The 13510-nt window shown below is 53.0% G+C and carries 12 protein-coding genes; 4 read left to right on the top strand and 8 right to left on the bottom strand.

All coding sequences use genetic code 11. From position 1 onward, the window contains the following. The first annotated feature begins 2 nt into the window (after nucleotides 1–2). On the top strand, nucleotides 3–863 hold the full coding sequence (locus EGM51_13635; GenBank protein ID QBG48383.1) for a 50S ribosomal protein L11 methyltransferase: 861 nt from the start codon (nucleotides 3–5) through the stop codon (nucleotides 861–863). Beyond that, nucleotides 829–1812, top strand: coding sequence for a hypothetical protein (locus EGM51_13640; protein QBG48384.1), 984 nt, complete (start codon nucleotides 829–831; stop codon nucleotides 1810–1812). The genes EGM51_13635 and EGM51_13640 overlap by 35 nt, the downstream gene beginning before the upstream one ends. On the opposite strand, the gene EGM51_13645 is transcribed toward EGM51_13640, so the two are convergent. The 8 genes from EGM51_13645 to EGM51_13680 all read right to left on the bottom strand — a co-directional run bounded on the left by EGM51_13645 (nucleotide 1806) and on the right by EGM51_13680 (nucleotide 11553). Continuing rightward, nucleotides 1806–4253, bottom strand: coding sequence for an ATP-dependent helicase (locus EGM51_13645; GenBank protein ID QBG48385.1), 2448 nt, complete (start codon nucleotides 4251–4253; stop codon nucleotides 1806–1808). The genes EGM51_13640 and EGM51_13645 overlap by 7 nt on opposite strands. Before the next feature lie 154 nt (nucleotides 4254–4407). Then, a complete protein-coding gene (locus EGM51_13650; protein ID QBG48386.1) occupies nucleotides 4408–5727 on the bottom strand; it encodes a YihY/virulence factor BrkB family protein in 1320 nt (439 codons plus the stop codon). Nucleotides 5728–5805: 78 nt separating this feature from the next. Then, entirely contained in the window at nucleotides 5806–6690 is an 885-nt protein-coding gene (locus tag EGM51_13655; GenBank protein QBG48387.1) for a hypothetical protein, read from the bottom strand. 1 nt (nucleotide 6691) lies between these two features. Next, complete coding sequence (gene ilvD / locus EGM51_13660; protein ID QBG48388.1) at nucleotides 6692–8362, bottom strand: dihydroxy-acid dehydratase; 1671 nt, start codon at nucleotides 8360–8362, stop codon at nucleotides 6692–6694. 133 nt (nucleotides 8363–8495) lie between these two features. Next, on the bottom strand, nucleotides 8496–9143 hold the full coding sequence (locus tag EGM51_13665) for a hypothetical protein (protein QBG48389.1): 648 nt from the start codon (nucleotides 9141–9143) through the stop codon (nucleotides 8496–8498). A gap of 64 nt (nucleotides 9144–9207) precedes the next feature. Beyond that, on the bottom strand, nucleotides 9208–10266 hold the full coding sequence (locus EGM51_13670) for an aldo/keto reductase (protein ID QBG48390.1): 1059 nt from the start codon (nucleotides 10264–10266) through the stop codon (nucleotides 9208–9210). Further along, nucleotides 10151–10942, bottom strand: a complete 792-nt coding sequence (locus EGM51_13675) for an SDR family oxidoreductase (protein ID QBG48391.1) — start codon at nucleotides 10940–10942, stop codon at nucleotides 10151–10153. Before EGM51_13675 ends, EGM51_13670 begins: the two co-directional genes overlap by 116 nt. Before the next feature lie 2 nt (nucleotides 10943–10944). Next, nucleotides 10945–11553, bottom strand: coding sequence for a CPBP family intramembrane metalloprotease (locus EGM51_13680; protein QBG48392.1), 609 nt, complete (start codon nucleotides 11551–11553; stop codon nucleotides 10945–10947). Nucleotides 11554–11588: 35 nt separating this feature from the next. On the opposite strand from EGM51_13680, the gene bioF reads away from it, so the two are divergent. Both bioF and EGM51_13690 read left to right on the top strand, forming a co-directional pair. Beyond that, nucleotides 11589–12776 carry an 8-amino-7-oxononanoate synthase gene (gene bioF / locus EGM51_13685; protein ID QBG48393.1) on the top strand — a complete coding sequence of 396 codons (1188 nt, stop codon included), beginning with the start codon at nucleotides 11589–11591 and terminating at the stop codon, nucleotides 12774–12776. 41 nt (nucleotides 12777–12817) lie between these two features. Then, entirely contained in the window at nucleotides 12818–13510 is a 693-nt protein-coding gene (locus tag EGM51_13690; protein QBG48394.1) for a hypothetical protein, read from the top strand.

The following is a 13510-nucleotide window of genomic DNA, read 5'->3' on the forward strand; positions in this document are numbered from 1 at the left end:
TTATGAAAGAAAAAAACAAAAACTGCGGCGGACAGTTAAACCTGCTGGTCCCCACCGAACACGCGGAACGGGTCTGTGAATGGGTGCGCGATGTTCTTGAAAAAGAACCGATCGAAGTGAGCCACCCTCATGCTGAACGGGCTCAGATCGAAATCTATTTTGACTCCCTGATTCAGGCCGAAATTGCACGCAAAGCCCTGCCGGACGATCTTTTTATTCAGCACACTGAAGCCAAGGAATACAAAGAACAGGACTGGACCACCTTCTGGCAGCACCACTTCAAAACCATGGAACTGGGCCAAAACCTGCGCATTATCCCCGAATGGGAGCCGGTCCCGGAGGACGACAGAGTTAATATTATCATCAACCCCGGGCTCAGTTTCGGTACCGGCGGACATTTCACAACCCGATTCTGCCTGGAGGCCCTGGAGTCAACAAAACGTTCCATGGAAATCAATTCGATGATTGATGCCGGAACCGGCAGCGGCATTCTTTCGATTGCCGCAGTCAAACTGGGCATTACCGACGTCGTCGCCTTCGATTACGATCCCGTCTGCGTCGACCAATGTACCGTCAATGCAGCACGCAACGGCGTGGCAGGAAAAATTCACTTTTTCCAGGCGGATGTTCTGCAGCCCGGCTGGAACAGCAAACCGGCGGATCTGATTTGCGCCAATATCCTGACTTCCGTGCTGCTCGAAGCCGCCCCTATGCTGAAACGCGCCGCGAAAAAACGGCTGCTTCTCAGCGGAATCCGCGAAATCGAGGCCGATGCCGTGGCCGGCACTTTTATAGAGCTCGGCTGCAGGGAAGTGTCGCGCGACGGCGATGGCAAATGGTGCGGACTGGTCATTGATGTCTGAAAAAAAGACGCAAAAGCGGTCGCTGAATCCGATGAACGTCATCGATCTCATTGCTCTCGGGCTCGTCGCGGCAACGGTCTTCGGCTTTCTCGGCCGGCTCCATTGGTTTCTCGATCTTTTTTCACATTTCCGGGTGCAGTATATGCAGCTGTGTCTTCCAATCATTGGAATCTGTCTCTGGAAACGGATGAATAAAAAGGGTGCCGCGATGATTCTGCTCGCTGCCATTAATTATGCGCTGGTTCTGCCCTTATATTTTGGAAAATCCGATGTGCCAACCAAGGAACCGATCCGCGCGATGCTCATGAATATCAATGCACTCAACGGGAATACCGATGAGGTGCTGAGCGCCATTCATGATGCGGCTCCAGACATTCTACTGCTCGAAGAGGTCACGCCCAAATGGGACAACGAACTCCGAACACTGAATGAAGCCTATCCGCACCACATCGAGCAGCCGCGCGATGACTGCTTCGGCATTAAACTGTTCAGCAAATTTCCACTTTCTAGAAGTGAAATTAAATCGATCAGTGACCGCGATGTTCCGACCGTTCTCACTACGATCCACACTCCGCAGGGCGACATTTCCTTTATCGGCACGCACCCGCTTCCACCCATTGGGAAAGCCTATTCAGAATCCCGCAACCTTCAGCTCCAGGCTCTGCCGAACATCGTCAAAAGCCAATCCCACCCGGTACTGCTGATCGGCGACCTGAACACCTCCCCGTGGTCGCCGCATTTCCAAAGATTGGAAAAAGAGAGCAGGCTGAAAAACAGCATGAAAGGATTCGGATTCCAGCCCTCATGGCCTGCCCGAACTCCGTTTATGAAAATTCCAATCGACCACGTGCTGCATTCGGATGAAATCGTCATTCACAATCGCATGCTCGGACCGGACGTTGGCTCCGATCATCTTCCGGTTATTGTGGACTTTTCATTTGCTCAATAAAAACCGCCGCCATCCACTTCGAGTAGATCTTCGGGAATTTCAGTGAGAAAGCGGGAGGGATCCAGGAAGATCATACCACCGTCACGCTGACGACGCACCATCGGCGAGCAGATGTAGAGATCATCCTCGGCGCGGGTAACCGCAACGTAGAAAAGCCGCCGCTCTTCGGCATCGCCGTTTTCCTCCACGGACTTCTTGGACGGAAACATATCCTCATTGACGAAAAGGATAAATACGACTTTCCACTCCAGCCCTTTGGCCTGATGTACCGTACTCAGGCGAATCGCGTCGCGCTGTTCCTCTTCGGCCGGAGCATTTCCGCCCTCGGCATCCATATTGGTAAGCAGCGCAATTTCCTGAAGAAACGCTTCGGTGGAGTCAAACTTCACAGTGAAGTCGATCAGACCGTCGATATCCTCCTGCCGGAATTTATGGTTATCAAAGTTTTCGACCATGTATTCTTTATAGAAGGCTTTCACAAAACGGAAAATGACTTCGCCGGGATCACTCGCCAGACTCTCCTCACGATAGGCGATAAAAATATCCTGTATCTTTTCCCAGTCCGCTTTGGCGGCCGACGGAAGAGCCGCAAGCACTTCGGCACACGTTTCCGCCCGCTGGAGATTCACACGGCCCCCGAGTTTTTTAAAAATTTTCGATGCCGTCTTCGCCCCAACCTTCGGAAAAAGCTGGAGCAGACGGGAAAACGCCAGTTCATTGGCCGGATTGACCAGCAACTGCAGCGTGGAGCAGACATCTTTGATATGTGCCTTCTCAAAGAAACGCACGCCGGAAGTCAGCGAATAGGCCAACCCCGCACGGTTCAGTTCCATTTCCAGTTCCATGGCATGGAAATGCGAACGATAGAGCACACACATATCGGAGAGCGCAATACCCTGCCGCTGCAGTTCGTTGGCTTTTTCAATCACATAACGGGCCTGCACCGATCCATCGCGCACCTTGACCAGTTTCGGCCGCACATCACTTGCGCGCACCGCCTGCAGCTCTTTCTGAAACTGCTCCGGATTCCCGGCAATCACTTCGTTGGCAACATCCAGAATTTCCGGCGTGGAGCGGTAGTTGGTCTGAAGTTTAAAGGTCTGAGTTCCCGGATAGGTCTTTTCAAATTCTAAAAAATTGCGGAAGTCGGCACCGCGCCAGGAATAGATGCTCTGGAAATCATCGCCCACAACCATCAAATTTCCATGCGTCTGTACCAGCAGATGAACCAGCTCGGCCTGAATGGCATTCGTGTCCTGATACTCGTCGACCAGGACATATTTAAACTCTTCCTGATAATGATGCCGAATGTCTTCATGTTCCAGTAACAGCTTATGGGCGTAGATCAGCAGATCATCAAAATCCATCGAATTGGATTCCTTTTTTTTCTGCTGATAAAGATTGTACGCTTTGATGACATCATCAGCCTCGACATCGGAATATTCGAACTCCTCTTCAATCGCGGCATTGAGATCACCCATGCGGCCACTGACCACGCCAAAGAGACTCAGCAAAACTTCCGGTTTCGGAAAATGTTTTTTTTCTACGCCGATATCATCAATACACGTACGCATCAGCTTTTTGGCATCATCCGAATCCAGAATGGTAAAATCGCGCCCGAACCCAATACGATTGGCACCTGCCCGGAGAACCCGGTTAGCAAAAGAGTGAAAAGTTCCGCTGTCATAACTGCCGAATTGATTCCCGACCAGCTGATGGGTGCGTTCCAGCATTTCCCGCGCGGCTTTATTGGTGAATGTCAGCAACAGCACATGATCAGGATGAACCCGTTTCTGTGTGGCGAGGTAGGCCAGGCGATAAATCAGCGTGCGTGTTTTTCCGGTACCGGCGGCGGCAATCACCAGCGTGGGACCGTCCGGCGCTCTGACGGCCGCCAACTGCTCTTCATTCAGTTCTTTTTCAAAATCAATATCGGCGGCAAGCTGCACGAAGTCACGCTTCGTTCGTACCGGCGGTTTCCAATCCGATTCCGCTTCTGCTGTTTTTTCCGGCGGCGTTTCCGGCTGCGAAAAACTGTGCCATGAGCGGCCTTTGCCGGAGGTGATGAATTTGGTGAACCGCGCCGGTGTAACGCCCCGCTTTCCCCCGATCAGACTTCCCAGTTCGAGCACGAGCACGGGAATCTTTTTTTCGGTATAACCGGCAGCCAGCCCGGTACTGCCGGGATCCACAATCACGATCTGTTCATCGTGATAGCTGGTACAGAGAAAAGCGACTTCGCCTTTCCCGAAATCACCAAGTTCCGTAACGGTCCTGCACGAAATGAGCTTCGGTTCCTGCACCTCGCCCGCTGCACCGTCATAGGTCCCGACCTGCCCGGGAAGATAAATAATGCCGTTGGTCATCAGGTGTTTTTTTAACAGGTCGTATACTTCTTTTGAGATTCCGCCCTCATTACGCTGTACTGTATCTGAAATCATGCGCGAGAACTTGCCAGAATGTCGGCATCGCTTAAAGCCTCGTTCTCCGGGAATAGAGGTTAACCCAAAACCACAGAGCTGATTTATGCTCCGAAAAGTTTCCTCTCACAACGAACAGTCCTATTTCGTATCTCTGCAACGTTGTGAGAGAAAATCACCCTTCCCCATCCGTGAACTTTTTCAAGGTAATGGCATCCAGCGTTTCATCGAGCGAAACATCAGCCGTTTTGAGTATTTCATCTGCCACGGAATCTTCAGCCAGTCCGAGTTCGGAGGGCGATGCGCCGTCGTGAACCAGAAGGTCATAAATTTTTTTGGCGGTCACATGCTCCGGGGCGTGAAGCAGAACATATTCCGATCCGTCTTCCGGCCCGACCTGTCCGAGCAGGTCGGCTTTGGCAAGTACCTCGATCACTTCGTTCATGAGGCGGACGGGTATATTGTTGGCCCGGGCAAAATCCGTGATATTCAGCGACCGGTCATCGCTATGAAAAATACGAACGGCCTCTTTCATAATCGAAAAAGCGACCCAGAGTTTGGCCACCATACTCGCCCGGACGGCCGCCAGCTCCTCGGCATAGGTATCGCGGTTCTGCACTGCAAAGGCCAGTTCCGCCCCGAACAGTAGAATAGTCCAGCTCATCTGCAGCCAGAACAGGAAAATCGGAAAATAGGCAAATGTACCGTAAATCTTACTCAGGCGTGTCACCCCGATCCCCAGTCTGAGCATGACGATCTGCAGAATCAGCGCAAGCAGCGAACTGGTGAACCCGCCGATCAGCGCCGCGCGGAAACTCACCCGGGTGTTCGGAATAAACATGAACACCATAATAAACGCCAGCGTCATCATCAGTACGGGAGCCAGTTGCAGCACACTTTTAATCACCGGACCGAGCCAGACATAATGGTCCGAAAACGCCGACAGCTGAATCGAAATAAAATTGGCGGTAATCATCAGTACCGGTGTAATGATCAATACTGAAAGATAGTTCCTGATTTTATCCCCCATTGCGCGCGAAGACTGGACCCCCCAGATCTGGTTGATCGACTCCTCGATTTCACTCAGTAGCTTGAAAATGATATAGATGAAAATCACGCCGCCGAGCATGCCCAGCGCTCCCATGTCCGTTTTTTCAACCAGTTCGATCAGCTGGTTTACAAACTCCTGAATCTGCGGAATTTCGGCCGACTGCTCGATCATCCATTCTTTGGCCGTGGTAAACCCGATGGCGCTGGAAATGGAAAAAATGATTACGAGGAATGGAATCAGCGCCATCAGCGTGGCAAACGTCAGCGCCGAGGCATGCAGCTTGCAGCGGTTCGTTTTGGTGCCGCGGAAAACCAGATGCATAACGCGCAGGGTTTCAATCCCGAAGGCCCGCATCCGCGAATGATGCTCCTGATTAATCCGCCACAGATCGTGCTGAAGGAAGTGCAGAAATTTTTTCCACTTTTCTATAAACGTTACGGCCATCTTCAGCACTCCCGCGGTTGATCAACTCCGGAACTCTACGTGGGTTTCCCGGGGTTGGAAAGTTCCAAGGGTTGTAAATCAGTAGTTGATGGTCAGGCCGGTATAGGGGCCGTTGTTATAGTGCCCGTTTTCGCTGTTACTGAAATACAGCAGGCGGTAACCCACCCGCAGATGAACGTACTTATAACCAACCGATGCGGAAATATCATAATCTCCAATATCGAACACATAGCCGGAATAATCAGCTTCATACCACGCGGGCCGAAACTCAAAACCCAACCAGTCGGTCGGGTAATATTTGATCGGCAGCGTAACAGCAACGGAATGATCATCTGAAAGATCCCCATGCTGCTGGGCCACACCAAGCCCCAAGGCAATCTCTGCGGAGCCCGGAAAAAGGTTGGGCCAGCGAAATCCGTACCGCAACGCGCCGTAATACTGATTGATCGTCTGATCCAGCGGATCGGCATCATCTTCCTGATATGCGGTTGTACGCGCATAAAACGCCAGTGCTTTGTATCCCAGCTCCAGCCGCCCGTCAAACGCCTGGTTTGCCGAATCAATATACTGATAATTCAGATCCACACGGGCGTAAGGCTCGATCACGTCACCGGATTCATGCATCGGCCGGTATATCGTTCCTTCAGTCGCCCAGCCCTCTTTGCCTTCGGCATTCATTCTTGCGTTCGGATCATTACTGCGATATTTGAACGGGGCGGCAATCAGCCAGCCCCAGAAATCACTCATGAATCCACTGCCGGATGCACTGGAGGCCGAAGGATAGGTTCCGGACCCGAATGCAGAATGTACATCGTTGCTGTAAACTTTCTGCTTTTGAGGTCTGCTTTCTGCGGCTTTTTTTTCCGTATCGCGCTTAAGCTCGCCAAGCCCGGCACCCGCAGCCGAGCACGCCAGCGAAACCGCCAGCGTGCCCAGACATAAACGATGAAATTGCAGTTGCACGTTATCCCTGCAGAACCGCGCCGTTGCTTGCATTGGTGGCCATTTTGGCATAACGCGCAAGCCATCCGGTGGTGAAGCGCGGTTCCGGCTCCTTCCAGTTCTTACGACGTTCCGCAAGCTCCTCTTCGGACAATGCAACCGACAGTCGGTTATTCGGAATATCGATTTCAATGATATCGCCTTCCTTCAGCAGACCGATCGGGCCGCCTTCCGCTGCTTCCGGGGAAATATGACCGATGCACGCGCCGTGCGTTCCGCCACTGAAACGCCCGTCGGTGATCAACGCGCATTTATCGCCCAGCCCCTGCCCCATAATGTAAGAGGTCGGCGCCAGCATTTCCTGCATACCCGGTCCGCCCTTCGGGCCTTCGTAGCGGATCACCACTACGTCACCGGCTTTCACTTTGCCGCCAAGAATACCTTCACACGCCTCCTCCTGCGATTCAAAGATCACTGCCGGACCCGTGTGCACCAGCATTTTCGGATCAACGCCCGCACTCTTCACGACACATCCGCCTTCTGCCAGGTTACCCCAGAGCACAGAAAGGCCGCCGGTTTCGGAATAGGCATTTTCAATTTTTCGAATACACTCCGGATCCTTACTTTCCGCACCGGCAATATTTTCACCCAGCGTTTTACCGGTCACCGTCGGACAATCAAGATTGAGCAATCCTTCTTTCTTTGCCGTTTCCGCCAGAATCGCACTGATGCCGCCGGCGGCATGCACATCTTCGATATGATAATGCGAAGACGGCGAAACCTTGCAGATGTTCGGGCATTTTTTGGAAACGGCGTTGATGCGGTCGAGATCGTATTCTACCCCCGCCTCTTTCGCGATCGCCAGCGTATGCAATACCGTATTGGTACTTCCGCCCATCGCCATATCCAGTGCAAACGCATTGTCGAGCGATTCCTGCGTAACAATCTCACGCGGCAGCGGACCGTCAGCATAAGCCATCTCCACTGCGCGTTTCGCGGCTTCTTTCCAAAGCTGATGCCGAGCCGGATCCAGCGCAAGAATGGTACCGTTACCCGGCAGTGCCAGACCGATGGCTTCGCACAGACAGTTCATCGAATTGGCTGTGAACATGCCGGAGCAGGAGCCCTGGCTCGGACAGCCTTTGCATTCGATCTCTTCGAGTTCTTCGTCGGAAATGGAGCCCTGTTTGTGTTCAGCCACCGCTTCAAAAACACTGATCAGGTCAACGACCCGTCCATCTTTCGTCTTCCCGGCTTTCATTGGACCGCCGGAAGCGAAGATCGTCGGAATATTCACACGCATCGCGCCCATGATCATGCCCGGAACAATCTTATCGCAGTTCGGGATACAGATCATCGCATCGAAGGCATGAGCCCCGACCATGGTTTCCACGGCATCGGCAATCAGCTCCCGGCTCGGCAGCGAATATTTCATCCCGGCATGGCCCATAGCAATGCCGTCACACACTCCGATCATATTGAACTCAATGGGTGTACCGCCCGCTTCGCGGACCGCATCCTTCACAATTTTTCCCACCTGATCGAGATGAGCGTGGCCCGGAATCACCTCGTTGAAAGCATTACAAACCGCAATGAACGGTTTTCTGATATCCTCAGACGACATCCCCGTTGCACGCATCAGTGCACGGTGCGGTGCCCGTTCCAATCCCTTTTTTGTTTTATCGCTGCGCATATTACCTGGTCCTTTCTTAAAGCGTTGAATGGAGGTCAATAGTACCAGAGCCGTCTTTTAAGTAAACCCCGGCCTAAAAAAAGAAAAGCCGCCCCGAACCGGAGCGGCTTTTCAAAAGTCTGAAAACCAAACCTTAAAAATTGATGGAGAGAACACCGGCTACGTGTGCACCGCTTCCTGAAAAAGTAACATCATCGGTTCCGATCCAACCGCCATCATATTCCTGTTCGTGCGAAAATCCTTCATAGCCCAGTTCCAAACCGAGCTCTACATTTTCGCCGAGCAGAACAAAAACACCGGCTTTCAGTCCGAAAAGTCCATAACCGCCGGTTCCATCGTCATATCCTGTCGTTTCATTTTCGGCTATTCCCAAGCCCAGATACGGTCCGGCCTCGATAACCACCTGCTCTCCGACTTTTGCAGCGACTCCACCCTGCAGCAGCAGTCCGAATGTTGTTAAATCAACGTCAGCAGCCCCGCCGGAAAGAGCATGACTTCCGATAAACAACCCCCCGCCCAGCATCCCTCCGATTGCAGGGTTATTCTTACTCCAGAACCGGTGAACATAAAGAATCTCCACACGCGCACCCCCATCGTCATCTACAGAATAGGTGCCACTCGAATCCTCGACTTCATCGATGCCTGGAGCAGAACCCAGAGAAATACGAATAGAGTTTGCTTTGTCCCTGGTTTTATTGGCTTCATTAATTTCATCAGCAGCCAAAACACTGCCACTTACAGCAACTGTAATCCCTAATATAAGTATACGTTTTAATGCCACAAAGGCCTCCTTTAGTTAAGTTGACTTAAATGCCAAGCAACATAACAGCTATCAAAAAAAGAAATCAAAGACTTTGCGCCATAAATTCCAGCCGGGAACGCACTTCGGCACCTAATGCGGGCATCTCAACCGCCGCGATGGCAGAGCGGTAATCTTCTATGTTTTTGGCCCCCATGCAAATCGTATGAGCACCGGGCCGGTCGAGAATCCATTTAATGGCGGCCTGCGCCATGGTCATCCCTTCGGGGAGACACTCGGCAAGAACGGCAAATTTCGAATAGTCTTCGTCCGCGCACCAATTAGACCGGTTATCATCGGAAGCGAATTGCGGTTTTTTATGAAAATATTTTCCGCTCAACCGTCCCTGTGCCATCACCCCGCGCAACTGGGTGCCGAGCTGATTTGCCCGTGCAATTTTCCAGGCTTCGGAAGCCGGATCGAGCAAACTGACCGGAAACTGCACCACCTCGACATTCCCTGCCTTAACCATCGTGTCCAGCAGTTTAAAATCGCCGGTCGAAACCCCGTACGCCCGGATTTTTCCAGCCGCTTTGGCCCTTTCCAGTATTTCACGACCTTCTTCCAGATGCCCGGTTTCCGGCGCGCAGTGGTAGAGATAAACATCGACATAATCGGTATCCAGCCTCTTCAGCGAACCTTCCAGACTCGGCAGAATGGTCGGCGGCGACGAATCGTCAATCCGCGTTCCGCCCTCGCCCACGCGATAGCCGAATTTGGAGGAAATCACCCATCGGTCTCGCTGTCCCTTCAATGCTTCACCCACGCGCCGCTCAGATTCCCCGGCACTGTACTGCTCCGCCGTGTCGATAGCATTGATACCGAGGTCCCCCAGCTCATGGATCATGCGGATCACATTTTCTTTCCCAGGGTCCGGATGCCCATCGGGTTTTCCATCAAAAAACAGCGGTCCGCCCAGCTGCCATGCACCGATGGTTAAAGCCGAAACCTCTATTCCGGTACTTCCAAGCTGATTATATTTCATGCGTTTACCACACAGTATTGATAGAGCCGCCGTCGACAGCAATCGTCTGGCCGGTGATGTAACTGGCCGCATCCGAGAGCAGGAAGGCACCGAGCTTTCCGAACTCCTCAATCGTGCCATAGCGGCCCAGCGGAATTCCCGCTTCATTAGCGGCTTTAACCTCATCGACCGGCCGGTTCAGATTTTCCGCATTCATGCTGTCTAAAGACTGCACACGGTCGGTATCGATGCGCCCAGGCATCAGATTGTTGACCCGGATATTTTCCGGGGCGAGCTGTTTCGACAGACTCTTGGCCAGACTGGTCACGCCGGAGCGCATAACATTGGACAGCAGCAGAAAATCAATCGGCTCTTTCACGGAAACGGAGGTGATGGTGAGAATCGACCCTCCGCCCGCCTGACGCATCAGCGGCAGCACCTGCCGAATCATCCGCACCGAGCTCATCAACGTAAGATTAAACGCCTTTTCCCAGTCGGCATCGTCAAAATCATCAAATTTACCCGCCGGCGGCCCGCCGGCATTCACCACCAGCGCATCCACGCCGCCAAAGGCATCCGTTGTATTTTCCACCCACCGTGAAATCGAATCAGGATCAGCTACATCAAGCACATTCGGCAGCACCTCGGCTTCGGTTTCCTCAATCAATACGTCAGCAGCGTCAAATACTTCCGCTTCCGTACGCGCACCGATGGAAACCAGAGCGCCTGCTTTAGCCAGTTCGCGGGCAATGCCGAAACCCAGCCCTTTACTTGAAGCGGCAACCATCGCCACTTTTCCATGTAATCCCAGATCCATAATCATCTCCTTATCAATAACCAAACGCCCATTAGAACCCCGGCATCCGCCACCGCATGCGTCAGCACCGGCAACAGATATCCGCCGAACCGCTCCGCCGCCCAGCGCCAGAAAAACGAGCTTCCGACCAATATACCGAACACCATAAACAGCCAAGGCCAGTAAACCAGCTCATACAACACAAATACATGATATCCCGCAAAAGCAAAATCCTGCCAACACAGCCTCTCCGCCCTTTCCGGCCCGATACCCCGCCAGTGAAGCTCTTCCAGCATCGGATGTACGACCGAAAACCAGGGAATCAACAGCATCCACGCAGCTCCGGTCAGGCCGTATTCCGCCATCCATTCCACCAGCGCATGTTCCGATATCCGGAAAAACGGCCACATAAAATAAACCACCGGCGCGGCCAGCGCACATACGATCATCGCCGGAATCAGCAGGGGCGAACAGCCCCGGCCGATCTTTTTCCAATCCCCGGAAGATTTCCTTATACACAGAAATAACAGCATACCGGCGTGATAAAACAGCATAGCCGCCCATGCACTGCTGAGCACATGCATCCCCAGCAGCACAGCCAGATACGGGATCAGAGCGGGAACGATTTTCATGATGTAACCTATATTGCATTTTCAAGGTTGCGCCAATGAAACAACTTGGACAAAGTGACCCGATGGACGACACATGGATTCAACAGCAACTCAACGTTTTCGCGAAACAGGGACTCGAACGCCGCGCCCGCATTTTCCCTCAGGCCGGAGGACTCATCCGCATTGACGGAACAGAAATGCTCAATTTTTCGAGCAACGATTATCTCGACCTCGCCCGCCACCCGCATGTCATTGATCGCGCCCGGCAGGCACTGAATGAGTTCGGCACAGGTACCGCAGCCTCACGGCTGGTCACCGGAACGCTGCCGATCCACGAGGAACTCGAGCAACGCCTGGCCCGGGAAAAAGGCTTTGATTCAGCACTTGTGTTCGGAACAGGCTATATGGCCAACGCCGGCACTATTCCCGTTCTCGCCGGTCGCGGCGACCTGATTTTTGCAGACAAACTCGTACACGCCTCAATGATCGACGCCTGCAGACTTTCCGGCGCCAAACTCGTCCGCTGGACGCATAATGACGCAGAGGCACTGGAAAAACGGTTAAGACAGCATGCCGACTCCACCGGCCGCAAACTGATCATTACCGAATCTGTGTTCAGTATGGACGGCGATATGGCGCCACTGACCGAAATCGCCGGTCTGGCGGAACAATATGACGCGATGCTGATGGTTGATGAAGCGCATTCCACCGGTACCTTCGGCCCGAACGGGGCCGGACTGATCCGCGAACGGGGAATTGAAAACAAGGTTACGGTCTCGATGGGCACGATGAGCAAAGCGATGGCCGGCTTCGGCGGTTACGTGGCCTGTTCTGAAAATCTGCGGAAGCTCCTGGTTCATTCCTCACGCGCATTTATCTATACTACCGCCCCGCCGCCGGCGGTCATCGGCGCGGCACTCGGTGCCCTCGATGTATTCGAAGCTTCTCCAAGACTTGGAAATATTCTACAGGCGAATGCCGATTATTTCCGGTCGCTGCTGCACGAAGCCGGACTGGACACACTCGACAGCCGAAGCCAGATTATTCCGGTGATTATCGGCGACAACGAAAAAACACTCGCCGTTTCCCGGAAACTGCGCGCGGAAAATATCATCTGCGCCGCCATCCGCCCGCCCACCGTTCCGCCGGGCACAGCACGCCTGCGTATTTCAATTACCCTGGCGCATCTGGTCGACGATCTGGAACGTGCCGCGAAGGCCATCATCAAAGCCGTTAAAAATTAGAACGCGACGGAGGAGAAGAAAATAAAGGATTCAGGTTGTGCATGCTCTTCTCTACCGGTTTTCTTATTTCCGTTACCGATAACATCATGAAAACAGTTTTAGTCATTTCGGGGTGGGCCCACGGGATTGAAGCCATCCGGCCGATCGGCAATGCGTTGCGCGATCTATTTGAAGTGCAACTGCTTACCGGCACAGAGGTGCTCAAAATGCGCCGAATTCCGAATGCGGATTATATTGTGACAGGCTCTATGGGCGGACTGCTCGCCCTCGAACATCTGCCGACGGGCTGCCGCAAACTGGTGCTGATCTCGTCCACGGCCAGATTCTGCACGGCGGCGGATTATTCCTGCGGCACGCATGAAAAAATACTGAAGCGGATGATTGTTCAGCTGAAACGCAATCCGGAGACAGTGCTGAATGAGTTTTATAAAAATGTGCACCACCCCCACCCATACCGCGCCTGTACAGGTGTGACTGAGCCGCTTGACGACCTGGTGGCGGGACTGGAATACCTGCTGGCATCGGACGTCCGGGAAAAAGTTCCGCAAATCGGCATTCCGGTGAAGCTTTTCCATGGCTCGCGGGACCGGATTATTCCACCCGGTGCCGCCGAATGGCTGCAGGCAAACCTGGCGGACAGCACTTTATCGGTTTATAATGACGGGCATGGACTTGCCGCGCACCATTTCCCGGAAATGATGCACGAAATAAAACCGTTTTTAACAGATGGATGA

Source organism: Verrucomicrobia bacterium S94 (assembly GCA_004299845.1).
Lineage (GTDB): Bacteria > Verrucomicrobiota > Kiritimatiellia > Kiritimatiellales > Pontiellaceae > Pontiella.

Bases quoted from the DNA above. Each gene is read 5' to 3' on its own strand.
- EGM51_13635 (QBG48383.1), top strand. From the start codon at position 3: ATGAAAGAAAAAAACAAAAACTGCGGCGGACAGTTAAACCTGCTGGTC.
- EGM51_13640 (QBG48384.1), top strand. From the start codon at position 829: ATGGCAAATGGTGCGGACTGGTCATTGATGTCTGAAAAAAAGACGCAA.
- EGM51_13645 (QBG48385.1), bottom strand. From the start codon at position 4,253: ATGATTTCAGATACAGTACAGCGTAATGAGGGCGGAATCTCAAAAGAA.
- EGM51_13650 (QBG48386.1), bottom strand. From the start codon at position 5,727: ATGGCCGTAACGTTTATAGAAAAGTGGAAAAAATTTCTGCACTTCCTT.
- ilvD (QBG48388.1), bottom strand. From the start codon at position 8,362: ATGCGCAGCGATAAAACAAAAAAGGGATTGGAACGGGCACCGCACCGT.
- EGM51_13670 (QBG48390.1), bottom strand. From the start codon at position 10,266: ATGGCACGATTGAGGAGTTCGGAAAGCTCGGTGCCTTCCTGCTCTCGG.
- EGM51_13675 (QBG48391.1), bottom strand. From the start codon at position 10,942: ATGGATCTGGGATTACATGGAAAAGTGGCGATGGTTGCCGCTTCAAGT.
- EGM51_13680 (QBG48392.1), bottom strand. From the start codon at position 11,553: ATGAAAATCGTTCCCGCTCTGATCCCGTATCTGGCTGTGCTGCTGGGG.
- bioF (QBG48393.1), top strand. From the start codon at position 11,589: ATGAAACAACTTGGACAAAGTGACCCGATGGACGACACATGGATTCAA.
- EGM51_13690 (QBG48394.1), top strand. From the start codon at position 12,818: ATGCTCTTCTCTACCGGTTTTCTTATTTCCGTTACCGATAACATCATG.